This is a genomic window from Streptomyces sp. NBC_00846, from assembly GCF_045207325.1.
Classification (GTDB): Bacteria; Actinomycetota; Actinomycetes; order Streptomycetales; family Streptomycetaceae; genus Streptomyces.
The window spans coordinates 4,571,095-4,596,608 of sequence record NZ_CP108846.1; the positions used below are offsets into that span (position 1 = coordinate 4,571,095).

The 25,514-nt window shown below is 71.1% G+C and carries 30 protein-coding genes; 21 read left to right on the forward strand and 9 right to left on the reverse strand.

The features are described from left to right. Positions 1 to 61: 61 nt before the first annotated feature. Together OG936_RS21200 and OG936_RS21205 are read right to left on the reverse strand one after the other, a co-directional pair. Positions 62 to 958, reverse strand: coding sequence for a helix-turn-helix domain-containing protein (locus OG936_RS21200; protein WP_406496640.1), 897 nt, complete (start codon positions 956 to 958; stop codon positions 62 to 64). A 297-nt stretch (positions 959 to 1,255) separates the two neighbouring features. After that, a complete protein-coding gene (locus OG936_RS21205) occupies positions 1,256 to 1,675 on the reverse strand; it encodes an ATP-binding protein (RefSeq protein ID WP_406496642.1) in 420 nt (139 codons plus the stop codon). Positions 1,676 to 1,819: 144 nt separating this feature from the next. Between OG936_RS21205 and OG936_RS21210 the strand changes: the two genes are divergently transcribed. Genes OG936_RS21210 through OG936_RS21220 form a run of 3 tightly spaced genes read left to right on the forward strand, consistent with a single transcriptional unit; the run spans position 1,820 to position 3,097 of the window. Continuing rightward, a complete protein-coding gene (locus OG936_RS21210; protein ID WP_406496644.1) occupies positions 1,820 to 2,692 on the forward strand; it encodes a helix-turn-helix domain-containing protein in 873 nt (290 codons plus the stop codon). Next, the gene (locus OG936_RS21215; protein WP_406496646.1) at positions 2,689 to 2,898 is read left to right on the forward strand and encodes a DUF397 domain-containing protein; all 210 of its coding nucleotides are present in this window, start codon (positions 2,689 to 2,691) and stop codon (positions 2,896 to 2,898) included. The genes OG936_RS21210 and OG936_RS21215 overlap by 4 nt, the downstream gene beginning before the upstream one ends. Before the next feature lie 16 nt (positions 2,899 to 2,914). After that, positions 2,915 to 3,097 carry a DUF397 domain-containing protein gene (locus OG936_RS21220; RefSeq protein WP_406496648.1) on the forward strand — a complete coding sequence of 61 codons (183 nt, stop codon included), beginning with the start codon at positions 2,915 to 2,917 and terminating at the stop codon, positions 3,095 to 3,097. Positions 3,098 to 3,187: 90 nt separating this feature from the next. On the opposite strand, the gene OG936_RS21225 is transcribed toward OG936_RS21220, so the two are convergent. Continuing rightward, the gene (locus tag OG936_RS21225) at positions 3,188 to 4,642 is read right to left on the reverse strand and encodes an ATP-binding protein (protein ID WP_406496650.1); all 1,455 of its coding nucleotides are present in this window, start codon (positions 4,640 to 4,642) and stop codon (positions 3,188 to 3,190) included. A gap of 149 nt (positions 4,643 to 4,791) precedes the next feature. Here OG936_RS21225 and OG936_RS21230 point away from each other — a divergent pair, with 149 nt between their 5' ends. The 10 genes from OG936_RS21230 (at position 4,792) to OG936_RS21275 (ending at position 13,871) form a co-directional block, all read left to right on the forward strand. Next, positions 4,792 to 5,619 carry an alpha/beta fold hydrolase gene (locus OG936_RS21230; protein WP_406496652.1) on the forward strand — a complete coding sequence of 276 codons (828 nt, stop codon included), beginning with the start codon at positions 4,792 to 4,794 and terminating at the stop codon, positions 5,617 to 5,619. A gap of 205 nt (positions 5,620 to 5,824) precedes the next feature. Beyond that, the gene (gene glmS / locus OG936_RS21235) at positions 5,825 to 7,672 is read left to right on the forward strand and encodes a glutamine--fructose-6-phosphate transaminase (isomerizing) (protein ID WP_406496654.1); all 1,848 of its coding nucleotides are present in this window, start codon (positions 5,825 to 5,827) and stop codon (positions 7,670 to 7,672) included. A 20-nt stretch (positions 7,673 to 7,692) separates the two neighbouring features. After that, the gene (locus OG936_RS21240) at positions 7,693 to 8,061 is read left to right on the forward strand and encodes a holo-ACP synthase (RefSeq protein ID WP_266747987.1); all 369 of its coding nucleotides are present in this window, start codon (positions 7,693 to 7,695) and stop codon (positions 8,059 to 8,061) included. Positions 8,062 to 8,065: 4 nt separating this feature from the next. Then, positions 8,066 to 9,583: an NAD(P)H-hydrate dehydratase gene (locus OG936_RS21245; RefSeq protein ID WP_406496656.1), complete on the forward strand. Its 1,518-nt coding sequence runs from the start codon at positions 8,066 to 8,068 to the stop codon at positions 9,581 to 9,583. Between the two features lie 40 nt (positions 9,584 to 9,623). Continuing rightward, positions 9,624 to 10,019 (forward strand): DUF488 domain-containing protein, encoded by a 396-nt coding sequence (locus OG936_RS21250; protein ID WP_406496658.1) that lies wholly within the window; start codon positions 9,624 to 9,626, stop codon positions 10,017 to 10,019. Positions 10,020 to 10,106: 87 nt separating this feature from the next. Further along, complete coding sequence (gene alr / locus OG936_RS21255) at positions 10,107 to 11,261, forward strand: alanine racemase (RefSeq protein ID WP_406496660.1); 1,155 nt, start codon at positions 10,107 to 10,109, stop codon at positions 11,259 to 11,261. Between the two features lie 93 nt (positions 11,262 to 11,354). Next, positions 11,355 to 12,650, forward strand: a complete 1,296-nt coding sequence (locus OG936_RS21260; protein ID WP_406496661.1) for an alpha/beta fold hydrolase — start codon at positions 11,355 to 11,357, stop codon at positions 12,648 to 12,650. Then, positions 12,619 to 13,182 (forward strand): tRNA (adenosine(37)-N6)-threonylcarbamoyltransferase complex ATPase subunit type 1 TsaE, encoded by a 564-nt coding sequence (gene tsaE, locus OG936_RS21265; protein ID WP_406496663.1) that lies wholly within the window; start codon positions 12,619 to 12,621, stop codon positions 13,180 to 13,182. Before OG936_RS21260 ends, tsaE begins: the two co-directional genes overlap by 32 nt. Positions 13,183 to 13,249: 67 nt before the next feature. Further along, positions 13,250 to 13,555: a hypothetical protein gene (locus OG936_RS21270; protein ID WP_406496664.1), complete on the forward strand. Its 306-nt coding sequence runs from the start codon at positions 13,250 to 13,252 to the stop codon at positions 13,553 to 13,555. 154 nt (positions 13,556 to 13,709) lie between these two features. Further along, positions 13,710 to 13,871 carry a hypothetical protein gene (locus tag OG936_RS21275; protein ID WP_383753230.1) on the forward strand — a complete coding sequence of 54 codons (162 nt, stop codon included), beginning with the start codon at positions 13,710 to 13,712 and terminating at the stop codon, positions 13,869 to 13,871. A gap of 18 nt (positions 13,872 to 13,889) precedes the next feature. Here the strand turns inward: OG936_RS21275 and OG936_RS21280 are convergent, their stop codons facing one another. Continuing rightward, positions 13,890 to 14,456, reverse strand: coding sequence for a hypothetical protein (locus OG936_RS21280; protein WP_406496666.1), 567 nt, complete (start codon positions 14,454 to 14,456; stop codon positions 13,890 to 13,892). Positions 14,457 to 14,610: 154 nt separating this feature from the next. On the opposite strand from OG936_RS21280, the gene tsaB reads away from it, so the two are divergent. Genes tsaB through OG936_RS21300 form a run of 4 tightly spaced genes read left to right on the forward strand, consistent with a single transcriptional unit; the run spans position 14,611 to position 17,172 of the window. Then, entirely contained in the window at positions 14,611 to 15,273 is a 663-nt protein-coding gene (tsaB, locus tag OG936_RS21285; protein ID WP_406496667.1) for a tRNA (adenosine(37)-N6)-threonylcarbamoyltransferase complex dimerization subunit type 1 TsaB, read from the forward strand. Continuing rightward, a complete protein-coding gene (rimI, locus tag OG936_RS21290) occupies positions 15,270 to 15,773 on the forward strand; it encodes a ribosomal protein S18-alanine N-acetyltransferase (RefSeq protein ID WP_406496668.1) in 504 nt (167 codons plus the stop codon). The genes tsaB and rimI overlap by 4 nt, the downstream gene beginning before the upstream one ends. Beyond that, positions 15,773 to 16,873, forward strand: a complete 1,101-nt coding sequence (gene tsaD / locus OG936_RS21295) for a tRNA (adenosine(37)-N6)-threonylcarbamoyltransferase complex transferase subunit TsaD (RefSeq protein WP_406496670.1) — start codon at positions 15,773 to 15,775, stop codon at positions 16,871 to 16,873. Before rimI ends, tsaD begins: the two co-directional genes overlap by 1 nt. A 14-nt stretch (positions 16,874 to 16,887) precedes the next feature. Beyond that, positions 16,888 to 17,172, forward strand: a complete 285-nt coding sequence (locus OG936_RS21300; protein WP_406500537.1) for a hypothetical protein — start codon at positions 16,888 to 16,890, stop codon at positions 17,170 to 17,172. A 51-nt stretch (positions 17,173 to 17,223) separates the two neighbouring features. Here the strand turns inward: OG936_RS21300 and OG936_RS21305 are convergent, their stop codons facing one another. Further along, the gene (locus OG936_RS21305) at positions 17,224 to 17,844 is read right to left on the reverse strand and encodes a class I SAM-dependent methyltransferase (protein WP_406496671.1); all 621 of its coding nucleotides are present in this window, start codon (positions 17,842 to 17,844) and stop codon (positions 17,224 to 17,226) included. Positions 17,845 to 17,944: 100 nt separating this feature from the next. On the opposite strand from OG936_RS21305, the gene OG936_RS21310 reads away from it, so the two are divergent. Next, the gene (locus OG936_RS21310) at positions 17,945 to 18,610 is read left to right on the forward strand and encodes a hypothetical protein (protein WP_406496673.1); all 666 of its coding nucleotides are present in this window, start codon (positions 17,945 to 17,947) and stop codon (positions 18,608 to 18,610) included. 167 nt (positions 18,611 to 18,777) lie between these two features. Here the strand turns inward: OG936_RS21310 and OG936_RS21315 are convergent, their stop codons facing one another. Further along, positions 18,778 to 19,995: a THUMP-like domain-containing protein gene (locus OG936_RS21315; protein ID WP_406500539.1), complete on the reverse strand. Its 1,218-nt coding sequence runs from the start codon at positions 19,993 to 19,995 to the stop codon at positions 18,778 to 18,780. Between the two features lie 82 nt (positions 19,996 to 20,077). On the opposite strand from OG936_RS21315, the gene OG936_RS21320 reads away from it, so the two are divergent. Continuing rightward, the gene (locus OG936_RS21320; protein ID WP_406496675.1) at positions 20,078 to 21,157 is read left to right on the forward strand and encodes a polysaccharide deacetylase family protein; all 1,080 of its coding nucleotides are present in this window, start codon (positions 20,078 to 20,080) and stop codon (positions 21,155 to 21,157) included. Here OG936_RS21320 and OG936_RS21325 read toward each other — a convergent pair. Further along, a complete protein-coding gene (locus OG936_RS21325) occupies positions 21,148 to 21,471 on the reverse strand; it encodes a hypothetical protein (RefSeq protein WP_406496677.1) in 324 nt (107 codons plus the stop codon). The genes OG936_RS21320 and OG936_RS21325 overlap by 10 nt on opposite strands. A gap of 44 nt (positions 21,472 to 21,515) precedes the next feature. After that, a complete protein-coding gene (locus OG936_RS21330) occupies positions 21,516 to 21,989 on the reverse strand; it encodes a DUF6234 family protein (protein ID WP_406496678.1) in 474 nt (157 codons plus the stop codon). Positions 21,990 to 22,318: 329 nt separating this feature from the next. Between OG936_RS21330 and groES the strand changes: the two genes are divergently transcribed. Both groES and groL read left to right on the forward strand, forming a co-directional pair. Beyond that, the gene (gene groES, locus OG936_RS21335) at positions 22,319 to 22,627 is read left to right on the forward strand and encodes a co-chaperone GroES (RefSeq protein ID WP_093540722.1); all 309 of its coding nucleotides are present in this window, start codon (positions 22,319 to 22,321) and stop codon (positions 22,625 to 22,627) included. Positions 22,628 to 22,727: 100 nt separating this feature from the next. Next, on the forward strand, positions 22,728 to 24,353 hold the full coding sequence (gene groL / locus OG936_RS21340) for a chaperonin GroEL (RefSeq protein ID WP_266748007.1): 1,626 nt from the start codon (positions 22,728 to 22,730) through the stop codon (positions 24,351 to 24,353). 104 nt (positions 24,354 to 24,457) lie between these two features. Here the strand turns inward: groL and OG936_RS21345 are convergent, their stop codons facing one another. After that, positions 24,458 to 25,486, reverse strand: coding sequence for a hydroxyacid dehydrogenase (locus tag OG936_RS21345; RefSeq protein ID WP_406496680.1), 1,029 nt, complete (start codon positions 25,484 to 25,486; stop codon positions 24,458 to 24,460). Positions 25,487 to 25,514 lie beyond the last annotated feature (28 nt).

Genomic DNA, 25,514 nt, shown 5'->3' on the forward strand with positions numbered 1-25,514 from the left:
TTCACAGGGTACGGAGCGCGTTGATGCGACAGCCTGATGCGACAGCCCTGGTGTGACGCGGTCAGGCACTGTTGCAGTCACGGCAGTTGCCGGGCGCGGGGGAGCGGAAGGCGCGGTCGCAGTGGTTGCAGTTCTGGAGTGGGGTGGGTTGGTGGAGCACGGTGCGTGGGGGCGGGAGGAGGTGGGTGAGGCGGTGGCGGAGGAGTTTGGCGGGGTGTTTGAGGTGGTGAGGGAGGTCGTGGGTGAGGGCGTGGCGGATGGCAGTGGGTGAGGCGCCGCGTTCGTACCAGGTGGCGACGGCGGGGGCGAGGGCGTTCATGTCGCGTTCGGTGAGGGTGAGTTGGGGTGTATGGCGGTGGAGGTCGGCGAGGAGGGCGATGGCGGCGTAGTGGCGTTGGGGGAGGGGATTGTCGGGCTGCGGGAGTGGTGGGGACGGGGGTTTGGGGGCGGTGCGGGCGGGGACGTGGGGCGGCTGCTCGGGTGGCGGGGGTACGGCGGCTGGGGCCATCGGGGCCACTGGGGCCGGGGCTGGTGCCGGGTGGCTGGGCTTGGGGCGTCGTTCGGGTGCGGGGACGGGGTGGGCGTTGGTGGAGCCCGGCTGGTTGTACGAGCAGGTGCGGGTGATGACGCGGCCGTTGGGGAGGCGTTCGCGGGTGCGTTTCAGGTAGCCGTGGGCTTCCAGTTCGCGTAGTGCGGCGGCGATGCGGGCTTCGCTCTCGGGGAAGCGTTCGGTGAGGGTCTTGATGCCGACCTTCGCCCCGGCCGGGAGTGACTGGATGTGGGTGGCGAGGCCGATCGCGAGGAGGGAGAGCTCGCGGTGCTGGGCGAGGTGGTTGCCGACCACGGTGAAGCGGCTGGTGTGGCGGGAGTTGATGTGCATGACGCCGGACGGCGGCGTGGTGTCTCCGGGAAGGGGAGACGGGGCGCGCGAGGGCGCGCTAACCTGCTGGGTATCCATCGGGAAGGTCTCTTCTTCCTCGTTGGTCAGGCCCTCGATCGGGATTGCGAGTCCCGGCCGGGGGCCGACGCATGTCTGTGGTTGTGGGGCGAGCATATGCCTGCCAACCGGGCAAAAAGCCAGTCGAGTTGGTGATCCTCACTCGTGTGAGTGACGGGGTCCTGCGTGTACGCCTGCGCGGTGTCGGGGTACGGGTTGGGGTTGGGAAGTTTCTTCTCTCCAAAGCCTTAAAAGCCTTTTACGTCGGGGCCCGCCGGGTCGCGGTTCACCGGGACGTGACAGACCGGGTCGCGACTGTCACCTTCCGGTGAGGGCTACCTCCGCCCAGACGGTTTTGCGCGGGAAGGGCCCCATCTGCACGCCCCACCGGATGGCGATCGCCTCGACGAGCATGAGCCCGCGCCCGGCCTCGGATTCGTCGTTCCGCTCCGGGACGCGGGGCAGTGCATCCCCGCGTGCGTCCGCGACCTCGATACGGAGCGTGTCCCCGGTGACGGTCAGCATGATGCGGAAGTCCCGCCCCGGCACCTGCCCGTGCAGCGCGGCGTTGGACGCCAGCTCGGCGATGACATGCCCGGCGTCGTCCAGCGGCAGCCCCCAGGAGCGGAGTTGCTCGGTCGCGAGGAGCCTGGCGAGTCGGGCACCCCGACGGGTGGCGGAGAGCTGCACGGCGAACTGCCCGCTGCGGGCACGCGGTGGGGTGATTTCTCGGTTCACGTCACTCAGCGTGGCCGGAGATGCCTACGCTGAACAGCAATGACGTGCGTACGGACGGTGACTGTCCAGCGGTTGTACGGGTCTGTCCATCCGGTACGGCGTCGAACGCGAAACGGTGCGGGCACGGGTGGAGGCAGGTGTTGTATGGCGAGCGAGGACATCAGGGGCAACGGAGACAACACGGCGGACGGCCCTGACTGGGAGTTCGACGTCGAGGACGACTCGAGCGCGGTGATCGCGGCGGTCGGCCGCCAGATCCGGCTCTGGCGCGAGGCGGCCGGCCTGCGTGCGGCGGAACTGGGCAGGGCGATCGGCTACGGGGAGAACCAGGTCTACAAGGTGGAGGCCGGGAAACGCATCCCCAAGCCGGAGTTCCTGGACAAGGCGGACGAAGTGCTGGGTGCGGGCGGAAAACTCGCCGCGATGAAGAAGGACGTGGCGGAGGCGCGGTACCCGAAGAAGGTCCGTGACGTAGCCAAGTTGGAGTCGGGTGCGGTCGAGATGGGCGCGTACGCCGGCGATGTCGTGGACGGCCTCCTGCAGACGGAGGAGTACGCCCGCGCTTTGTACAGGGAGCGGCGCCCCCTGTACACCGAGGACCAGATGGATCGCCTGGTTGCCGGGCGCATGGCTCGCCAGTCGGTCTTCGAGCGACGCCCTGCCCCGCTGCTGACGTTCGTCCAGGAAGAGGCGACGCTGAGGCGGCCGACCGGAGGCAAAATGGTGTTGCGCAGGCAGCTCGAACACCTGCTAGAACTGAGCGCGTTGAGGCATGTCGAGATTCAGGTCATGCCGACGGATACGGAGGAGCATGCGGGGCTGGCCGGCTCGCACCGGGTGCTTAAGCTGAGTGACGGAACGGCTGTGGGGCTCAACGAGGTTCAGCTCACCAGCCGACTGATCGCTGATCCGAAGGAAGTCCAGATCCTTGAGATGCGGTACGGCCTGGTCCGATCCCAGGCGCTTACGCCTCGGTTGTCGCGGATCTTCATCACGAAACTGCTGGGAGAGACATGAGTGCCAAGCCCTCGGTCGGGGAGCTGCCCGGGCTGACGTGGTTCAAGAGTAGCTACAGCACCAACGATGGCCCCTCCTGTGTCGAGGTCGCGGAAACCGCAAGCACGATCCACGTACGTGACTCCAAGAACCTGCCGGGCGGTCCCCAGCTCGGTTTCGCGCCCTCGGCGTGGGAAGACTTCGTGACGTACGCGTCGGGAAGCTGACCCACCGGGGAGACGTATGGACACCGAACTGACCTGGTTCAAGAGCAGCTACAGCACCAACGACGGCCCTGAGTGCGTCGAGGTGGCGGCAGCCGCGAGCACCGTCCACGTACGCGACTCCAAGAACATCCCCGGCCCGCACCTCGGCTTTGCGCCGCGCGCCTGGGCGGAGTTCGTCACGTACGCCTCCAGCAACTGACCACCGCGCCCACGAACGCCCGCCCCGCTCCCCTTCCTCCTGGGGAGCGGGGCGGCCACGGTGCCGACAGAGCCTCTGACTTGACTGCTGTCACCGCCACACCGCGAGCACGTCTTCGGGACCCCAGTGGGCGGCCAGTCCCTCCGCTGCCGCACCCGTCGGCGGCCGGCGGCTGACCGCGATCAGGGCCGCGCCTTCCGCGCCCGGCACCTGCTGTACCGCTGACGCGAGCTCCGCAAGATCCCGTACACCAAAGGGTGTCTCGTCACGCCACTTCACCGATCCGGCGAAGAAGAGGCGACGCGCCACAGGCTGCGCGTCCGCGCCGATGAGGTCGATCTCAGGGTTGTTCTGACGGTTCCACCAGCCGCCCACCTCGGTCGCCTCGGGGAACAGGCCGTCCGGCACTCTGCGGGCCAGCGCCTCCCTGATCACCGGCTCCACCGCACGGCCTCGCCAGGATGGCCACGACCGCTGGATTCGTGCAGCCGATACGTCCCCTCTGCCTCTCTCCGCCTGCGCGACGGCGTTCTCCAGATGTGCCAGCCAGAAGCGCAGGTAGGTGTCGGCGATCCGGTAGCGCTTGAGCTTCGGGGCGGGCCGGGTGGACAGCGGAAGGTCTGCGGCCACGATCTTCTTCGAATCGATGAGTTCGGCCAGTATCGGGGCGAGGGTGCCGTGCGCCAGTGGATGTCCATCGGCGCCTCCGGTACTTGCGGCGATACCGGAGAAGGTCCGCTCGCCGGAACCGATCGCACGTAGCACCCTGCCGGCCTGCAAGCGCGCGGGAAACTCCGCCGCGAGGGAACGTTCGCCCGTCGTCAGCAGCACCGATGAAGGGTCCTCCACCTGGCGTGTCAGATAGTCGGCCACCGACTCACCGGTCCGCCAGTCGGTCACGACCTCGGGGAAGCCTCCGGTGACCAGGTATGCGTCCAGCGCGTCCGCGGCATCGAGTGCGGTGGAATCCTGTACGTCCGCAGGGTTGAGCGGACCCACGGTGTACTGACCCGCTCGCCCGTAGAAGGGATGCTCGTACGACGTCAGCCGGTCCATCATCGCGAGGTCGGAGCCGAGGATCAGCAGGAGCACGGGCTTCGCGGACAAGTGCATGTCCCAGGCGGTTTTGAGTGCCGCATCGAATCCCGCATCGGCCTCGGCCAGCCAGGGGACCTCGTCCAGCACGAGAATGACCGGCTCGTCCGCAGGCAGTGCCGCAGCCACCGCGGCGAGCGTCCGGACCCAGTCCTCGGGAGCGGCGGCCTGTCCCAGGGTGGCCCCGTGTTCCCTCATGCCGTGCGCCCCGGCGACCGCGTCGAACAGCGCCCGCCGGGCCAGTGGCGCGGGCTGGCCGCGGGTCGCCTGGAAGAACACGTACGGCAGTCCCGACCGTGCACAGAACTCCTGCACCAGCCGGGTCTTGCCGATCCGTCGGCGGCCCTTGATCACCAGCGCCTGCCCCGCGCTGCCGCCCGAAGCGGTCCTGACCTTGTCCAGCCAGGATCCGAGGATGCGCAACTCGCGACTGCGCCCGGTGAAGGCCATCAGCACCCCTGAAGTAGGAACGGCTCAAAGTATGTGCAGTTCCTACTTTACGGTCGGTGCCGGATCCCCACGACTCGGATTTGCAGCCCGGGTGTCCGGCCGCACCCTGGGACTGGGGGCCCGGCAGCACACCCGAGAGGACAACACATATGCCCGCGGTGACCACGCGTGACGGTGTCGAGATCTTCTACAAGGACTGGGGCCGTGGCCGCCCCGTCGTCTTCATCCATGGCTGGCCCCTGAACGGGGACGCCTGGCAGGACCAGCTCAAGGCGGTCGCGGACAACGGATTCCGCGGCATCGCGCCCGACCGACGCGGGCACGGCCGCTCGACCCCCGTCTGGGACGGCTACGACTTCGACACCTTCGCGGACGACCTCGACGACCTGCTCACCCAAATGGACCTGCGGGACGTCACGCTGGTCGCCCACTCGATGGGTGGCGGTGAACTCGCCCGTTACATCGGCCGCCACGGCACCGGCCGGATCAGGTCGGCCGTCCTGCTCTCGGCGATCACCCCGCTGATGCTCAAGAATGCGGAGAACCCCGAGGGCGTGCCGCAGGCCGTCTTCGACGACATCAAGAAGGGGATCCTCACCGAACGTTCGCAGTTCTGGAAGGACACCGCGGTCGGCTTCTTCGGTGCGAACCGGGACGGCAACAAGGTCACGCAGGGCAACAAGGACGCCTTCTGGCACATGGGCATGGCCGAGACCATCGAGGGCGGTGTCGCCTGTGTCGACGCCTTCGCGGCCACGGACTTCCACGAGGACCTGAAGAAGTTCGACATCCCGACGCTGGTCGTCCACGGTGACGACGACCAGGTCGTCCCGATCGATGCCACCGGCCGCAAGTCCGCCGAACTCATCGCGGACGCGACCCTCAAGGTCTACGAGGGCGGCTCCCACGGCCTCGCGCTCGTCCCGGGCGACAAGGAGAAGTTCAACAAGGACCTCCTGGAGTTCCTCAAGCGCTGAACCACCGGTTTGCCGGGAAGAGGCGGGCCGTGTTCGGGGCGACGACCCGGCTTCGGGGCGACGACCCGGCTTCGGGACCACGCCCCGGCTTCCTCCGGCTCCGGCCGGGCCGGCACACCACGCCTGATTTCTGCCGCCCTGTTGGCCTTCTGCGACGATGCGAAGAAAACGAAGAAAAGGGGCGGGCGACCAGGAAGGGAACGGTATGTGCGGAATAGTCGGATATGTCGGTGGGCAGTCGGCGCAGGACGTCGTCGTCGCGGGCCTCAAGCGCCTCGAATACCGGGGCTACGACTCGGCGGGCATCGCCGTCCTCGCGGACGGCGGGCTGGCCGCCGCGAAGAAGGCGGGGAAGCTCGTCAACCTGGAGAAGGCGCTGGCCGAGGCCCCGCTCCCGGCCGGGGCCACGGGGATCGGGCACACCCGCTGGGCCACCCACGGCGCCCCCACCGACACCAACGCCCACCCGCACCTCGACAACGCGGGCCGGGTCGCCGTCGTGCACAACGGGATCATCGAGAACTTCGCCGTCCTGCGCGCCGAACTCGCCGAGCGCGGCCACGACCTGGCCTCCGAGACCGACACCGAGGTCGTCGCCCATCTCCTCGCCGAGGCGTATTCGGCCTGCGCCGACCTGGCGGAGGCGATGCGGCAGATCTGCGGGCGGCTGGAGGGGGCCTTCACCCTCGTCGCCCTGCACGCGGACGCGCCCGACACGGTGGTCGGCGCCCGGCGCAACTCACCGCTCGTGGTGGGGGTGGGGGAGGGCGAGTCGTTCCTCGCCTCCGATGTGGCCGCGTTCATCGCGCACACCCGCTCCGCGATCGAGCTGGGCCAGGACCAGGTGGTGGAGCTGCGCCGGGAGGGCGTCACCGTCACGGACTTCGACGGGCGGCCCGCCGACGTCCGTGAGTACCACGTGGACTGGGACGTCTCCGCCGCCGAGAAGGGCGGCCACGACTCGTTCATGCTCAAGGAGATCGAGGACCAGCCCAAGGCCGTCGCCGACACGCTCCTCGGGCGGATCGACGGCGCGGGCACCCTCCATCTCGACGAGGTGCGGATTCCGCCCCATGAGCTGCGCGAGGTCGACAAGGTCGTCATCGTCGCCTGCGGTACCGCGTTCCACGCCGGGATGATCGCCAAGTACGCCATCGAGCACTGGACCCGGCTCGCCTGCGAGACCGAACTGGCCAGTGAGTTCCGCTACCGCGACCCGATCCTCGACCACCGCACCCTCGTCGTCGCGATCTCGCAGTCCGGCGAGACGATGGACACCCTGATGGCCCTGCGGCACGCCCGCGAACAGGGCGCGAAGGTCCTCGCCATCTGCAACACCAACGGCTCCACCATCCCCCGCGAGTCCGACGCCGTGCTCTACACGCACGCCGGGCCCGAGGTCGCCGTCGCCTCCACCAAGGCGTTCCTCACCCAGCTCGTCGCCTGCTATCTCGTGGCCCTCTATCTGGGTCAGACCCGCGGTACGAAGTGGGGCGACGAGATCCGGACCGTTATCCGCCAGCTCTCCGAGATCTCCGGTGCGGTCGAACGGGTCCTGAAGACCATGGAACCCGTGCGTGCGCTGGCCCGTTCCCTCGCCGACCACGACACCGTGCTCTTCGTGGGCCGCCATGTCGGCTACCCCGTGGCCCTGGAAGGCGCGCTGAAGCTCAAGGAACTCGCGTACATGCACGCCGAGGGCTTCGCCGCGGGCGAGCTCAAGCACGGGCCGATCGCGCTCATCGAGGACGGTCTGCCCGTCGTCGTGGTCGTGCCCTCGCCGCGCGGCCGGTCGGTGCTGCACGACAAGATCGTGTCGAACATCCAGGAGATCAGGGCCCGCGGGGCGCGCACCATCGTCATCGCCGAGGAGGGCGACGAGGCGGTGGTCCCGTACGCCGACCATCTGATCAGGATCCCCGTTACGCCTACGCTGCTTCAGCCGCTGGTGTCGACCGTGCCGTTGCAGGTGTTCGCCTGCGAACTGGCGACGGCCCGCGGCAACGACGTGGACCAGCCGCGCAATCTGGCGAAGTCCGTGACCGTGGAGTAGCGAGAGTTGAGGGAACACGCGTGATCATCGGGGTCGGGATCGATGTGGCCGAGATCGAACGGTTCGACGCGGCGCTGAAACGTACGCCGCACCTGGCCGACCGGCTCTTCCTGGAGAAGGAGTTGCTGCTGCCCAGCGGCGAGCGGCGCGGTGTCGCGTCGCTCGCCGTGCGGTTCGCCGCCAAGGAGGCCCTCGCGAAGGCGCTCGGCGCGCCGGGCGGGCTGCTGTGGACGGACGCGGAGGTGTACGTCGAGGACAGCGGGCAGCCCCGGTTGCGGGTCCGCGGCACGGTCGCCGCGCGCGCGGCCGAGCTGGGCGTGCGGAACTGGCACGTGTCGCTCAGCCACGACGCGGGGGTGGCGTCGGCCGTGGTGATCGCGGAGGGTTGAGTACATGCGTACCGCGTACAGCGTTGAGACCGTACGGGCCGCCGAGCGGGCCCTGATGGACCGGCTGCCGGACGGCGCCCTGATGCAGCGCGCCGCGGCGGGACTCGCGGCGGCGTGCGCCGATGTCCTGCGGCGGCGCGGCCGGGTGTACGGGGCCCGGGTCGTCCTGCTCGTCGGCAGCGGCGACAACGGGGGCGACGCGCTGTACGCGGGCGCCCGGCTGGCCCGCCGCGGCGCGGGCGTGCGCGCCGTGCTCACCTCGCCCGGCCGCGCCCACGAGGGCGGGCTCGCGGCGCTGCTCGCGGCGGGCGGGCGCGTGGCGGGCGGGGAAGGCGACACGGGCGGGGACGGCGAAACCGGCGGGGACGGAGACACGGGCGACGGGAGCCCTTTCGCGGCAGCCTGGGGCGGGCACGTCGATCTCGTCGTGGACGGGATCACCGGCATCGGCGGGCGCGGCGGGCTGCGTCCGCAGGCCGCCGCGCTGGTGCGGGCCTTCGAGGCGACCGGCGTGGCCTTCGTCGCCGTCGACCTGCCCAGCGGCGTCGAGGCGGACACCGGCGAGGTGCTCGGCGACGCGGTGCGGGCCGACGCGACCGTCACCTTCGGCACGTACAAGCCCGGACTGCTCATCGACCCGGCCGCCGGCCTGGCGGGCGCGCTGCACCTCGTCGACATCGGGCTCGGCCCGGAGCTGCCCGAGGTGCCCGGCCTGGAGGCGCTGCAGTACGCGGACCTCGCCGCACTCCTGCCCGTCCCCGGTAGTGAGAGCGACAAGTACCGGCGCGGTGTCGTCGGCATCGTCGCCGGGTCGGCGCGGTATCCGGGAGCGGCGGTGCTGGCCGTCTCCGGGGCGCTGCGGGGCGGTGCCGGAGCGGTGCGGTACGTCGGTCCGGGCGCCGGTGCGGTGATCGCCCGCCATCCGGAGACGCTGGTCCACGCGGGGCCGCCGTCGAAGGCTGGGCGGGTGCAGGCCTGGGTCGTGGGGCCGGGGCTCGGTGACGGTACGGACGCCGTGGAGGCGGTCCGTGACGTGCTGGAGGCGGACGTTCCGGTGCTCGTCGACGCCGACGGGCTGCGGCTGCTCGACGCCACCGTAGTCCGCGCGCGCACCGCCCCGACCCTCCTCACCCCGCACGCCGGTGAGGCCGCCGCCCTGCTCGGCGTCCCGCGCGAGGAGGTCGAGGCGGGGCGGCTCGCCGCCGTACGGGAACTGGCCGCCCGCTTCCGCGCCACGGTCCTGCTCAAGGGGTCGACGACCCTGGTCGCCACCGACGCCGGAGCCACCCCCGTACGGGTCAACCCGACCGGCACCTCCTGGCTGGCCACGGCCGGCAGCGGCGACGTCCTCTCCGGCCTGACCGGCTCGCTGCTGGCGGCGGGCCTAGCCCCGCGCGACGCCGCGTCGGCCGGCGCGTATCTGCACGGCCTGGCCGCCCGGCACGCCTCGGACGGCGCTCCCGTCGCCGCGCAGGACGTCGCGGAGGCGATCCCGGCGGCGTGGCGGGACGTACGGGCCTGAGTGATCCTGGGCGCAGACGGACGCCGACAGGAGGTCGATCGTGGGTAGCGGCAAGGGCAGCAGCGATGTACGCGTACGCCGGGTGTACGAGCCGAAGGAGGCCGACGACGGCACCCGCGTCCTCGTCGACCGGCTCTGGCCGCGCGGCGAGTCCAAGGAGCGGGCCGCGATCGACAAGTGGCTCAAGGACATCACCCCGTCGAACGAGCTCCGCGACTGGTACCACGAGGACCGTTCCGGCACCCGCTACGACGAGTTCGCCGACCGCTACCGCGCCGAACTGGCCGACCCCGTCCACACCGCGGCCGTCGACGAACTGGTGGAACTGGTCCGCGAGGGCGGTCCGGTCACGCTGGTCACGGCGGTCAAGGACGTACCGCACAGCCACGTCCCGGTCCTCGTCGACCATCTGGAACACGAGCTGCGCCACCACTGAGATGGACGTGCCGGGCCCCCCGCCGGGGGACCTCTCCCGACCCGCCGCCCGAAGGGTTTGCCGTACGCCTCTGAGAGACTGGGCGCGATGAATGAGACAGCGTCCTTGAGAGCCCGTGCCGAGATCGACCTCGCCGCATTGCGCGCCAACGTGCGTGTACTGCGCGCTCGGGCGGGCGCCGCGCAACTCATGGCTGTCGTCAAAGCCGATGCGTACGGGCACGGGGCGGTGCCCTGCGCCCGTGCCGCGCTGGAGGCCGGGGCGACCTGGCTGGGCACCGCGACGCCGCAGGAGGCGCTCGCCCTGCGGGCGGCCGGGCTCGGCGGCCGGGTGATGTGCTGGCTGTGGACGCCGGGCGGGCCCTGGCGCGAGGCGATCGAGGCCGGCATCGATGTGTCGGTGAGCGGGATGTGGGCCCTGCGCGAGGTCGTCGCCGCGGCGACGGAGGCCGGCATTCCGGCCCGTATCCAGCTCAAGGCCGACACCGGCCTCGGGCGCAACGGCTGCCAGCCCGCCGACTGGCCCGAGCTCGTCGCCGCCGCCCGCACCGCCGAGCAGGCGGGCACCGTCGGGATCACCGGCCTCTGGTCCCACTTCGCCTGCGCCGACGAACCGGGCCACCCCTCCATCGCCGCCCAGCTGAACGCCTTCCGCGACATGGTCGCGTACGCGGAGAAGGAGGGCGTCGACCCCGAGGTGCGCCACATGGCGAACTCCCCGGCGACGCTGACGATCCCCGAGGCGCACTTCGACCTCGTACGGACCGGGATCGCGATGTACGGCATCTCGCCCAGCCCCGAGCTGGGCACCCCGGCCGACTTCGGGCTGCGCCCCGTCATGACGCTCAGCGCGTCGATTGCCCTGGTCAAGCAGGTGCCGGCCGGTCACGGGATCAGCTACGGACATCACTGCACGACCTCCGCCGAGACCACCCTGGGCCTGGTCCCGCTCGGCTACGCGGACGGCATCCCGCGCCATGCCTCCGGCCGCGCCCCCGTCCTCGTCGGCGGCGTGTGGCGGCGGATCGCGGGCCGGGTGGCCATGGACCAGTTCGTCGTCGACCTCGGCGGGGACCGGATCGAGGTGGGCGCCGAGGCGGTGCTCTTCGGCCCGGGGGACCGGGGCGAGCCGAGCGCCGAGGACTGGGCGCAGGCCGCCGGCACGATCGCGTACGAGATCGTCACCCGGATCGGCAGCCGTGTGCCCCGCGTCCATCTGCATGCCACCCCGGCCGAGTCCTGACCGAACAAGCGCCCCTGACCAGGCACGATCTGAGCACGACCGGAACAGACCGGCCCTGACCTGACGGACACGACCGACGAGGAGCGCGGCACGGTGAGCGAGATCAGCGCGGGGGACGCGGTGACGACGGCCGCCACGGCGGTCGGCTGGCGCCGGGCGGGGATCGCCGGTGCCGCCATAGGCGTGATCGCGGCGGGCGCGGCCGCCGGTGTCGCCGTCGAGCGGCTGACCGTGGGTCGCGGCATGCGCAGACGGGCCAGGCTGGCGCTGGACGCCTCGGGACCGTACGGATCGCTGCGCGGACTGCCGGGCCGGGCGAGCGCCGACGACGGCACCGAACTGTACTACGAGGTCGACGAGGTCGACCCCGACGGCGGTACGGGGGCCGCCGGGAGCGGTGAGAGCGCCGGGAGCGGTGCGACCGTTCCCGGCGCCGCCGGCCCGCGCCGCCGCAGGCTCTTCGGCCGCAAGGCGCCCGGGCCCGTCACCGTCGTCTTCAGCCACGGGTACTGCCTCAGCCAGGACTCCTGGCACTTCCAGCGGGCGGCGTTGCGCGGAATCGTCCGTACCGTCCACTGGGACCAGCGCAGCCACGGCCGCTCCGAGCGGGGCCGGGCCCAGGCGGACGGGGTGACGGTCGGCATCGACCAGCTCGGCCGTGACCTGAAGGCGGTCATCGACGCGGTGGCTCCCGAGGGCAGGCTGGTGCTGGTCGGGCACTCGATGGGCGGCATGACGATGATGGCGCTCGCCGAGCAGTATCCCCAGCTCGTCCGGGACCGGGTCGCCGCCATCGCCTTCGTCGGCACATCGAGCGGGAAACTCGGCGAGGTCAGCTTCGGACTTCCGGTCGCGGGCGTGAACGCGGTGCGGCGGGTGCTGCCCGGGGTGCTCAAGGCGCTCGGCTCCCAGGCCGAACTGGTGGAACGGGGCCGGCGGGCGACCGCCGATCTCTTCGCCGGGCTGATCAAGCGGTACTCGTTCGGTTCGCGGGACGTCGACCCGGCGGTCGAGCGGTTCGCCGAGCGGCTCATCGAATCCACCCCGATCGATGTGGTCGCCGAGTTCTACCCGGCCTTCACCGAGCACGACAAGACCCACGTGCTGCCCGCGTTCCGTGACATCCCGGTGCTGATCCTGGCGGGCGACAAGGACCTGGTGACGCCCAGCTCGCACAGCGAGGCCATGGCGGACCAGCTCCCGGACGCGGAGCTGGTCATCGTTCCGGACGCCGGTCATCTGGTGATGCTGGAACACCCGGAGACGGTGACCGACCGGCTGGCGGACCTGCTGGTACGCATTGGGGCGGTGCCCGCCGCGACCGATGTCGGCGGACAGGGAAGTAACGTTGGCGGACATGGAAGCACCGCACAACAGCCTGGCGGCTGAGGCCGACGCGGGCACCGCGCCGGGCACCGTCACCGTCGACCTGGCCGTCGAGTCCCCCGAACAGATGCAGGCCCTCGGCCGCCGCATCGCCGCTGTCCTGCGCCCCGGCGACCTCGTGATGCTCTCCGGGGAGCTCGGAGCCGGGAAGACGACGCTGACCCGGGGGCTCGGCGAGGGCCTCGGGGTGCGCGGCGCCGTCACGTCCCCCACGTTCGTGATCGCCCGCGTCCACCCCTCGCTGACCGGCGGCCCCGCGCTGGTCCACGTCGACGCGTACCGGCTGGGCGGCGGGCTCGACGAGATGGAGGACCTGGACCTCGACGTGTCGCTGCCGGAGTCGGTGGTGGTCGTGGAGTGGGGCGACGGCAAGGTCGAGGAACTGTCCGAGGACCGGCTCCACGTGATGATCCACCGCGCGGTCGGCGACACGGACGACGAGCGGCGCTCGGTGACGCTGGTGGGGATCGGGGCGCGCTGGGCACAACTGGGCGAGGACATGGCCGCCGAACTGCCGGGGCAGACGTCCCGGTAGGAGGCCGAAGCTCACCACACCCTTCGCCCGGCTTCCGGGCCTGGAAGGGCGCCATCTGGAGAATCAGGTGCTCGGTGTCTCGGGCGCAACCGTGCACGTCGTGGGTGGCCACGGGCGCTATTCGACCGAGGGATTCCGCAAGGACCGGACCTGGTCCCTGCTGGCCGTCGACAGCCGTACGGGAGACATCCGCTGGACCCGGCCGCCGCCTGCGCGGCCGGACGGGTCCGAGCGGCTGCACTTCCTGACCGCGCAGGTCCGGGGCACGTATCTGGTCCTCGTCCAGCAGTCCGCGGCGGGTCGGCTGACGCCGGCCGTCCTCGACACCCGGACCGGACGGCGGCTGTGGGACACCCCGCTCGACGGGGAGTGAAGGCCCGTTCGAGTCCGGATTCGGCCGTCCGGCACTCTTTCCGACAAGTCGTCGGTAAATGCTTGCGCAGGACGCGGCGGTCGTGTTCACATGGATGGGAGTATTGGTTAGGTTTACCTAACCGCGACCTCCATCGGAGCTCCAGGAGGCATCCATGCCGACGTCCGAGCGTGACCCGCAGCCGCAGCCGTCCGCCCTGTCGATGAAGGATCTGCTGGCCTCGTGTGCCGCCGCCACGGCGGTGTCCACGCCGCCACCGGCCGAGCCGGTCGAGGAAGAGCCGGACGGACTGCCGTCCCGCCGCGACGCGGCATAGCCCGCGCAACGCGTCCCGCTACGGGACGACGACGACCTTCGTACCCACCAACGCGAAGCTCCACATCGCGTCCCCGTCGGCCCGGGACATCCGTACGCCGCCGGTCTTCAGTGACGGGTCCGGGCTCTCCATCGAACCGTCCAGTGCCGCGCTGAACCCCACGGCCACGCCGTCCACCATCGCGAACCGCACCACGTGCTCGATCATCACGCCGTCCGAGCCCTTGGTCGCGGCTCCCGAGCGCGGTGTGACCACCTCGTACGTCCCGGGCCGCGGGTTCAGTGCGCTCGGCATGACGGCGAAGCTCCTGGTCACCTTTCCGGACGCGTCGACGAGCCACACGTGGCGGTCGGCCAGGGCGTACACGACCCGTGTTCCGGTACCGGAGCCGGTGGGGAGTGCGGCCGGCGGCTTCATTTCCTTCGGCTTGTCGTGGCCGGCGGCGGGCGCGCTGCTGGAAACCTTCGGCTTGGGGGCGGCGACGGAGTCAGGGGCGTTCGCCGATGCCTGGTAGGCCAGAAAACCGACCGCGGCGAGAGCCGCCGCAGTGAGCCCGGCCACGATTCCCGAGCTGCCCCTTGCCACCGTGCGCGCCCCTTTCGCTCCGTATGTCGTACAAGCGTTTAGCGATTACGTCGTACTCGCGTGCGTTCCCGGTGACGGTAGCAGCCGGGGCCGGTCGTACCGGGACGTCGTACGGGACACCGTGCCGCCGTCGGAGGAGCCGTAGGCTGTTTGCGTGCTCTTGCTCGCCGTGGATACCGCCACCCCCGCTGTCACCGTCGCCCTTCACGACGGAACCTCCGTCGTCGCCGAGTCCGGTCAGGTCGATGCCCGAAAGCACGGGGAGCTGCTGCTGCCCGCCGTCGACCGGGTCCTCGCCGAGGCCGGGGTGAAACTCGACGCCGTGACGGACATGGTCGTGGGCGTCGGCCCCGGCCCGTACACCGGGCTGCGAGTCGGCCTGGTCACGGCCGCGACCTTCGGCTCCGCCCTCTCCGTGCCCGTGCACGGGGTCTGCACCCTGGACGGTCTCGCGTACGCCGCCGGGCGGGCCGGCCTGGAGGGCCCGTTCGCCGTCGCGACGGACGCCCGCCGCAAGGAGGTCTACTGGGCGCGCTACGAGGACTGCCGTACGCGCGTCACGGAGCCCGCCGTCGACCGGCCCGCCGACATCGCCGAGCGGCTCGCAGGAGTTCCCGTCGTCGGGGCGGGCGCGGTGCTCTACCCCGAGGCGTTCCCGGACGCCCGGGGCCCCGAGCACGTCAGCGCCGGTGCGCTGGCCGCTCTCGCCGCCGAGCGGCTCGCCGCGGGCGCGGAACTGCTGCCGCCGCGGCCGCTCTACCTGCGCAGGCCCGACGCCCAGGTCCCGAAGAACTACAAGGTGGTCACCCCGAAGTGACGAGCACGACTGCCGTACTGCGCGAAATGCGCTGGTGGGACATCGACCGGGTGCTGGCCCTCGAACACGAGCTGTTCCCGGACGACGCCTGGTCGGCCGGCATGTTCTGGTCCGAGCTGGCGCACGCCCGCGGTCCGCGGGCCACCCGCCGCTACGTCGTCGCCGAGGACCCCGCCACCGGCCGGATCGTCGGCTACGCCGGGCTCTCCGCGGCCGGTGACCTCGCCGACGTACAGACGATCGGTGTCACCCGCGACCACTGGGGCGGCGGCCTCGGCTCCGAACTCCTCACCGATCTCCTGAAGCACGCCACGGCCTTCGAGTGCGCCCAGGTGCTCCTCGAAGTCCGCGTCGACAACACCCGGGCGCAGAAGCTGTACGAACGCTTCGGCTTCGAACCGATCGGTTTCCGCCGCGGCTACTACCAGCCCGGCAACATCGACGCACTCGTCATGCGCCTGACGGTGCAAGAGCCCGCACAAGAGACAGAGACTGACTGATGGCTGACGAACCGCTCGTACTCGGCATCGAGACCTCCTGCGACGAGACCGGTGTCGGCATCGTCCGCGGTACGACGCTGCTGGCCGACGCCGTCGCGTCCAGCGTCGACACGCACGCCCGCTTCGGCGGCGTCGTGCCGGAGATCGCCTCCCGCGCACACCTGGAGGCGATGGTCCCCACCATCGAGCGCGCCCTGAAAGAGGCCGGGATCAGCGCCCGCGACCTCGACGGCATCTCCGTCACCGCCGGTCCCGGGCTCGCGGGCGCGCTGCTCGTCGGCGTCTCGGCCGCGAAGGCGTACGCGTACGCGCTGAACAAGCCGCTCTACGGGGTGAACCACCTCGCCTCGCACATCTGCGTCGACCAGCTGGAGCACGGCCCGCTGCCCGAGCCGACCATGGCGCTGCTGGTCAGCGGCGGCCACTCCTCGCTGCTCCTCGCGCCGGACATCACCAACGACGTACGGCCGCTGGGCGCGACCATCGACGACGCGGCGGGCGAGGCCTTCGACAAGATCGCCCGGGTGCTGGACCTCGGCTTCCCCGGCGGCCCGGTCATCGACCGGCTGGCGAAGGAGGGCGACCCGAAGGCGATCGCGTTCCCGCGCGGACTGAGCGGCTCGCGCGATCCCGCGTACGACTTCTCCTTCTCCGGCCTGAAGACGTCCGTCGCCCGCTGGATCGAGGCGAAGCGGGCCGCGGGCGAGGACGTGCCGGTACGGGACGTGGCGGCGTCCTTCCAGGAGGCCGTGGTGGATGTGCTCACCCGTAAGGCCGTCCGGGCCTGCAAGGACGAGGGCGTCGACCACCTGATGATCGGCGGCGGTGTCGCGGCCAACTCGCGGCTGCGGGCCCTGGCCGAGGAGCGGTGCGAGCGGGCCGGTATCCGGCTGCGGGTGCCGCGGCCGGGGCTGTGCACGGACAACGGAGCGATGGTCGCGGCGCTGGGCGCGGAGATGGTGGCCCGGAACAGGCCGGCCTCCGACCTGGAGCTGTCCGCGGACTCGTCGCTGCCGGTGACCGACCCCCACGTCCCCGGTGCCCACGCGCACGACCACGATCATGTGCACGAGATCAGCAAGGACAACCTCTACTCATGAGCGGCATGAGCGGCATGAGCGGCGCGACCGTCGTCTTGATGTGGGAGGCCCGTGCCACCGCCGGCCGGGGCCCCGAGCTCCTGGAGTGGGCGCGCGCCCGGGCGGCCGAGCTGGCCCGTGAACCGCTGCGACGCGAGCTGCTGCGCGCCCCGCAGGACCGGGTCCTGGTCCTCACCTGGTGGGAGGGGGAGTACGGCGACGAGCTGCCCGAACTCCCCGAGCCGGACCCGGAGTTGATCACCCGTCCGGTGCACCGGTGGCGCTTCGAGTCGCTGGGGGCCGTGGACTTCCCCGGCTGATCGGCCCTCGGCGATCGCGCAGGGTTCCGCCTGCGGCGCGGCCACGCCGGCCTACGACGCGGCCACGCCCATCGACACGGCCGCCATCGCCTTCGGCGCGCCCTTCTCGTAGAACTCGTCGAGGTCGAGGATCGTGAACCCTGCGGCCGTCAGCATCTCGGCGACGGGCCGGGTCAGGCGGCACCCGGCGAAGAGCCGCCGCTCCAGCGGATCGAGGCGGCGTTGCCAGCGGCGTACGTTCTCGTCCTCCTCCGGCGCCAGACCGTGCTCCAGGAAATGCAAGGTCGCACCGGGCTTGAGGACCCGGCGCACCTCGCGCAGTGCCGCGTCGGCGTCGGGGATGGTGCACAGCGCCCACGTCGACAGGGCGCCGTCGAAGGTGTTGTCCTCGAACGGCAGGTACTGGCTGTCCAGACAGGCGCGCCGCACCAGGGGGTGCCCCGCGTCGATCCGGTCACGCGCCAGCTTCCAGCCGAGATCGGACGGCTCGACCGCGGCTACCTCGGTGACGGAGCCCGGGTAGAACGGAACGTTGTGCCCGGAACCGAACCCGATCTCGATGATCTCGCCGTACAGGCCCTCGCAGACCCGGCGCCGCAATGGTTCCACGTGCTTCATCCCGCCGACGGCATCATCGATCCGGGGCACGATCCGGTCGGCATAGAACCCCATCGCGAACCTCCGTGTGTTTCTTTCCAGCATGGCACCGCGGCGGCTTCCGCGCACCGTGCTGCCCGCCGAGGGAGGGCGCGCGGTCGGTAGGGTCTGGCCCATGTTTCGCCGCGCACAACTGCCGCCGCCGCCACCGCCCGTGGAGATACGTTCCTGGCCCGACCGCGAGGCACTGCTCGCCGACCGGGCCGTGGTGCTCGGGGAACTGGTGAGGGCACATGTGTCACCGGGGCGCCTGGGGATGCTGTGGCTGTGGGGAGCGCTCTGCGCGCTCGGCTGGTCGCTGGTGGGCGCGGCGCTCATCACGTTCGAGGAGACGTACGACATCTTCAGCGCCTTCCTCGCCGTGATCCTCGGCGGCATGGGCGCCTGCTGCGCGGTGCCGGCGGTCGTCCTCGTCGTCATTGGCCTGCGCTACGACATCGAGGTGCGCCGACTGCTCTACGCCTGGGGGCAATTGGACCGCGATCCGGTACGGGACGCGCGGTTGCGGATGCCGGGCGTCAGCCTCGTCTGGCTGCTGATGTCCTTCACGCTGTGCGCGCTCGGGCTGTACGCGTGCATCGCCGTCCCGGCGACCTCCGAGGCGGCCCAGGACAGTTTCGCCCTGGTCGCCCTGGTCACCGGACTCGGGATGACCGGCTGGCTCACCGGGCTGATCGGCATCATCAAGGCCTTCGCGCACCGCCGTTGGGCACTGCGGGTGCTGATCGGGGCGCCCCGTCCGGAGCCGCTGTTCTCCTTCGGGGGCGGCGCGCATCGCTGAGTCCGGACCTATCCTGACCGGTACATGAGTCGAAGCCGGTCCGCTTCGAGTCGGGGCAGTGCAACTGCCAGCAGTACGTGGGTCCTCAGCCGCTCTCCCAGGTGTACGCCGAGGACCTGACCGACCTAGCCTGAGACCGGCCGGCAATTGCCGGCCGGCCGGTCGGGCTAAGACGCCTCCGGCCGCACGGGGTGACCGATCAGCATCGTCGGGGCACCGGCCACCCGGGTCAGGAAGACCGTCGCCGCGTTCGGCCCCTGGAGCTTCATCCTGCGGCGCAGCTCCTCCGGCTCGACGGCCGAGCCGCGCTTCTTCACCGTCAGGACGCCCACCTTCCGCTCCCGCAGCAGCGCCTTCAGCTTCTTCATGTTGAACGGCAGCCGGTCGGTGATCTCGTACCCGGTGGTGTACGGGGAGTCGTACAGCTCGTCGCTCGTGACGTACGCGATGGTCTCGTCGATCAGCCGGCCGTCGCACCGCGCCACGATGTCGGCGACCAGGTGGGCGCGGATGACGGCCCCGTCCGGCTCGTACAGATAGCGGCCGACCGGGCCGACGGGCGGAGCGGGCAGCGGGGCCGCGGACCAGAGGGTGGCGCGGGCCGGGAGCACGGTGGCGCGGTACGAACCGGGCGCGAAGCCCTCGCCGAACCAGAGCACGGCCTCCTTCACGTCGCCGCCGTCCGAGATCCACTCCGCCTCCGCCCGTGCCGGGATCGCCTCGTGCGGGATGCCGGGGGCGATCTTCAGCGCGGCGCGGGGGGCGTCGAGCGCGGCGCCGGTCGCCCAGGAGAGCGGCGGTGAGTACGCCTCGGGGTCGAAGATCCTGCCCCGGCCGCCGCGCCGGGCCGGGTCGACGAAGACCGCGTCGTACGGCGAGGTGTCGATCTCGGTGACATCGGCGCGCCGCACCTCGATCAGGCCGTCCAGGCCGAGCGCGACGGCGTTGGCGCGGGCCACCTCGGCGGTCAGCGGGTCGCGGTCCACGGCGAGGACGGAGATGCCCGCCCGCGCGAGCGCGATCGCGTCGCCGCCGATCCCGCAGCAGAGGTCGGCGACGCACCGCACCCCGCCGGCCGCCACGAACCGCCGCGCGCGATGGGTGGCCACCGACGTACGGGTCGCCTGCTCGACGCCGTTCGGTGTGAAGAACATCCGGTACGCGTCCTCGGCGCCGAACTTCGCCACCGCCCGCTGGCGCAGCCGCGCCTGCCCCAGCGCCGCCGAGACCAGGGGGGCCGGGTGGTCGCGGCGCAGCCGGGTGGCGGTGGCGAGCTCCTGGGCGGGGTCGTACGACCGCAGCTCGTCCAGGAGCGCCGCGCCCTCGGGGGTGCGCAGGGCCATGAAGGAGGCGAGGGGGGAGTCGAGAGCGTTCACCCGCCCCATTGTGAGCCAGCCGGGTTGACCGGCGGACCCGGCGGCGGTGTCGGGCGGGGGCGCCTGTCCCCTGCTGGCAGGATGCGACGCCATGCGTCTTGTACGACAAAAGGTAAAATTAACAGCGAATCAGAGTGAATCGGGTGCACGTGAATCCGGACGCGGCCGGAGCCTCGGCGGGCCCCGGCCCGCGTGTGCCGTCCTGGCCGCGCTCCTGATCGTCGCCGTCGGCTCCGGCTGCGCCTCCGAGACCGACGGCTGGGCCGGCGCCGACGTCGAACACCGCGCCTGGCCCTCCGCCGGACTTCCGGGTGGTCCGGGACTTCCGGGTGGTCCGGGACTTCCGGGTGGTCCGGGACTTCCGGGCGGTCCCGGGCAGAAGGCGGGCCCCGAGCGGCCGGCCGGCCAGGGCCGCGCAGCCGCCGGGCCCTATGAGAACGCGAAGTTCGGCCCGGCCGTACGGGCGGCCCTCGCCAAGAAATGGCGGCTGGACCGCCCACCCCTGATCGCACCCCCGCCGCCCGCCGTCAAACCGCACATCACCACCCGGGAGGGCTTCGAGGTGAAGGGCGGCGACGACTCGCTGCCGCCGGTCTTCACCACCGTCCCGACCAAGGACCGGATCGTCTTCCTGACGATGGACGACGGGTCCGAGAAGGACCCCGAACTGCTCCAGATGATGGACGAACTGGACATCCCGTACAGCGCCTTCCTCAGCGACGACGAGGTGCGGGACAACTACGGGTACTTCGGGGAGGCGCAGCGGCTGGGCGTCGGCCTCAACAACCACACGCTCAGCCACCCGTACCTTCCCGGACTCCCGTACAGCGAGCAGAAGCGCGAGATCTGCGACCAGCAGGCCATCATCGAGAAGCAGTACGGGAAGCGGCCCGTCCTCTTCCGTCCGCCGTACGGCAACTACAACGGGGACACGCTCCGGATCGCCAAGTCCTGCGGCATCAAGGCCGTGCCGCTCTGGAACGCGGAGGCGTTCCCGGACCACATGGAGTGGCGCGAGGAGGACCAGGACCTGCATCCCGGCGACATCATCCTCACGCACTTCCGGGGCCGGGGGGAGTGGGGTGTCGATATGGCCGAGCTGGTTCGCGCGGTCATGAAGACCATCACGGATCAGGGGTACGCCGTGGCCCGGCTGGAGGACTACGTATGAGAAGGGCGTACCGGCTGCTCGCCGGCCTGCTGGCAGCCGGTGCGCTCCTGACCACCACCGCCGGGTGCGCGCAGTCGGTCGCCCCGATCGAACGGCTGGGCCGCAAGGCCGCACAGAAGGTGACCCACCCGGGGCCGAGCCCCGCAGCGGGCCCGCAGACGCATCCGCACGGCGACCGGGGTGATCGCAGTGACCGCCGGGACCGTGGCGGTCACGGCGGTCACGGCGGTCATGGCGATCACGGTGGTCGTCGCGGTCATGGCGGTCACGGTGGTCATCGCGGTCATGGCGGTCACGGTGGTCACGGTGGTCATGGCGGTCACGGGGCGTCGGGGGCGCTGGTCGTCATCGCCTGCCCTCAGCCGCCGGAGTCCAGGCACTCGTGGTTGTCGCTGCCGCTGAGGCACTGGTGGTCGGACCGGCCGGGATCGTCCGAAGGCGTGGAGGCCGGCGCCGGGTGCGAGCGGCGGTAGTCCTCGTGCCCGACCTGCACCGCCGCCACGCACAGCAAGAGCACGACCGGGATCTGGAGCGCCCCCGCCCAGGGCCAGTTCTCGCGGATCAGCACCACGGCGATCAGCGCGACCGTCGCCGCGATCCCGCCGAAGACGAGGACGGGCGTCCAGTCCATCGGCGGCGGGTCCGTCGTCTCCGAAGCGCCGGGGTCCCACCGGGACAGGGCCAGGGAGTAGGCGGCGACCGCGCAGATCAGCCCCTCCAGGAGCACCAGCAGCAGACCCAGCACCACATCGAGACAGCCGTTCACGGCGCGCGAGCCGTGCCGGGGCCGCGGGTCCCGCGGATCCGAATGCCGGTACGGAGATTCGGTCATGTTCACACAGTCGTACGGAACGCGTCGGTCCGTACGGCCGTTGTCCCAGTGTTGTCCGGACTGTTGTTCGGACGGTACCCCGGTCGCTGCCCCGGCCACCGCGCGGTGCTGGGCCGGAGCGGGGTTCCGGTGGGCGCCACGAGCGCGAGAATTGGCACTCCGCTTGACCGAGTGCTAATCGCGGTCATAGTCTCGGTGCTGGCACTCACCACTGGAGAGTGCCAGCAGTACTGTGCGACTGGCAGGTCCGGCACCCGCGACGACGGATCCACCTGGTCGCTACCCAAAGACTGTTACCCCGTGAGATCTCCGAAGGGGGAGACCGGATCGTGTCGACCGCCAGCACCAAGGTTGCGATCAAGCCGCTCGAGGACCGCATTGTGGTCCAGCCGCTCGACGCCGAGCAGACCACGGCCTCCGGCCTGGTCATTCCGGACACCGCCAAGGAGAAGCCCCAGGAGGGCGTCGTCCTGGCCGTGGGCCCGGGCCGCTTCGAGAACGGCGAGCGCCTTCCGCTCGACGTCAAGACCGGCGACGTCGTGCTCTACAGCAAGTACGGCGGCACCGAGGTGAAGTACAACGGCGAGGAGTACCTCGTCCTCTCGGCTCGTGACGTGCTCGCGATCATCGAGAAGTAATTCACCCACGTTTGCTTCTGTTCTGCGCCCCTGGCCCCCTGCGAACTAACCAGCCGGGTGGTCAGGGGCGCAGTTCGTTCGAGAGGAAAGCTCAGCTCCCATGGCGAAGATCCTGAAGTTCGACGAGGACGCCCGTCGCGCCCTTGAGCGCGGCGTCAACAAGCTTGCCGACACGGTCAAGGTGACGATCGGCCCCAAGGGCCGCAACGTCGTCATCGACAAGAAGTTCGGCGCACCCACCATCACCAACGACGGTGTCACCATCGCGCGCGAGGTCGAGCTCGACGACCCGTACGAGAACCTCGGTGCCCAGCTGGTGAAGGAGGTGGCGACCAAGACCAACGACGTCGCGGGTGACGGTACGACCACCGCCACCGTGCTGGCCCAGGCGCTCGTCCGCGAGGGTCTGCGCAACGTCGCCGCGGGTGCTTCCCCGGCCGCCCTGAAGAAGGGCATCGACGCCGCGGTCAAGGCCGTCTCCGACGAGCTCCTCGCGACCGCCCGACCGATCGACGACAAGTCCGACATCGCCGCCGTGGCCGCGCTCTCCGCGCAGGACTCGCAGGTCGGCGAGCTCATCGCGGACGCGATGGACAAGGTCGGCAAGGACGGTGTCATCACCGTCGAGGAGTCCAACACCTTCGGTCTGGACCTCGAGTTCACCGAGGGCATGGCCTTCGACAAGGGTTACCTGTCCCCGTACATGGTGACCGACCAGGAGCGTATGGAGGCCGTCCTCGACGACCCGTACATCCTGATCCACCAGGGCAAGATCGGCGCGATCCAGGAGCTGCTCCCGCTGCTGGAGAAGGTCATCCAGGCCGGTGGCTCCAAGCCGCTGCTGATCATCGCCGAGGACGTCGAGGGCGAGGCGCTGTCGACCCTGGTCGTCAACAAGATCCGTGGCACCTTCAACGCCGTCGCGGTGAAGGCCCCGGGCTTCGGTGACCGCCGCAAGGCCATGCTCGGCGACATTGCCACCCTCACCGGTGCGACCGTCATCGCCGAGGAGGTCGGCCTCAAGCTCGACCAGGCCGGTCTGGACGTGCTGGGCACCGCCCGCCGCGTCACCGTCTCCAAGGACGACACGACGATCGTGGACGGCGGCGGCGAGCCCGGCGACGTCAAGGGCCGGGTCAACCAGATCAAGGCCGAGATCGAGGCCACGGACTCCGACTGGGACCGCGAGAAGCTCCAGGAGCGCCTCGCGAAGCTGGCCGGCGGCGTGTGCGTGATCCGTGTCGGTGCCGCCACCGAGGTGGAGCTCAAGGAGAAGAAGCACCGTCTGGAGGACGCCATCTCCGCGACCCGCGCCGCGGTCGAGGAGGGCATCGTCTCCGGTGGTGGCTCCGCTCTGGTCCACGCCGTCAAGGTCCTGGAGGGCAACCTCGACAAGACCGGCGACGAGGCCACGGGTGTCGCGGTCGTGCGCCGTGCCGCCGTCGAGCCGCTGCGCTGGATCGCCGAGAACGCCGGTCTTGAGGGCTACGTCATCACCTCGAAGGTCGCCGAGCTCGACAAGGGCCAGGGCTTCAACGCCGCGACCGGCGAGTACGGCGACCTGGTGAAGGCCGGCGTCATCGACCCGGTCAAGGTCACCCGCTCCGCTCTGGAGAACGCCGCGTCCATCGCGTCGCTGCTGCTCACGACCGAGACGCTCGTCGTCGAGAAGCCGGCCGAGGAAGAGGCCGAGGCCGGTCACGGCGGCCACGGCCACTCGCACTGACGCACAGCTCCACGCAGCCACTGAGGCCCGGTACCCCGTCGCGGGGTACCGGGCCTCCGGCGTGTGCTGCCGGGGCGGCGGAGCGCCTCGGCGTGTCGGCCGGGTCACGCCGAGCGCGGCAGCGCTCCCGCCAGCACCGGAGCCGCGAACGGCAGGCCTGCCGCGTACCGTTCCAGCTCGTCCAGCGCCTCGTCGGCCATCCGGTGCAGCTCATTGCCCAGCGAACCCGCCACATGCGGAGTGAGCAGCACGTTCGGCAGCTCGTACAACGGTGAGTGCGCGGGCGGAAGTTCGGGCTCCGTCACATCCAGCACCGCGTGCAGCCGCCCGCTCGTCAGCTCGGGCAGCAGGGCGCCCTCGTCGATGAGCGAACCCCGCGCCGTGTTGATCAGGGTCGTTCCGGTCGCCATGGCCGACAGCTGCGCCGCACCGATCAGATGGTGCGTCTCGGGGAGCTGCGGCGCGTGCACCGAGACGACCGAGCTGCTCGCGCACAGCTCGTCGAGCGAGGTGAGCCGGACGCCGAGCCGCGCCGCCTCGGTGACGTCCATGTACGGGTCGTACAGCAGGACGTCCAGATCGAAGGGGCGCAGCAGCTCGATCACCCGGCGGCCGATGTGCGAGGCACCGATGATGCCGACCGTGCGGCGGTAGTTGCCGGTGCCGTCGAGCTCCGCGAGCCAGTCGTGCTCGGTGCGCAGCGCGCGGTAGCGGCCGGCGGAGTGCAGGACGCGCTTGTTCGCGAACAGGATCGCGGCGAGCGTGAATTCGGCGACCGGCAGCGCGTTGGCCCCGGCCGCCGAGGTGACGGCGATCCCGCGCTCCCAGCAGGCGTCGGTGATGTGGTGCTTCACGGAACCGGCCGCGTGCACCACGGCCCGCAGCCGGGGAGCGGCCGTCAGTACCTCGGCGGTGAGCGGCGTCGCGCCCCAGCAGGTGAACAGCACCTCGGCATCGGCGAGCGCGGCGGCCACCTCGGGCGTCGGGTCGGCCAGGTCGTGGGCGACGAGGTGCGGGTCGGTGCGGGTGAGGGTGGCCAGGCGGGTGCGGTGGCGGTCGGTGAGGAGGCGGGCGGCGATGCCGGGGCCCATCGCGAGCAGGGCGGTCGGCCGGTTGTCAGTGGCGTGGGGCATGGTGGGACTCGTACTCCTCAGGGCTCGC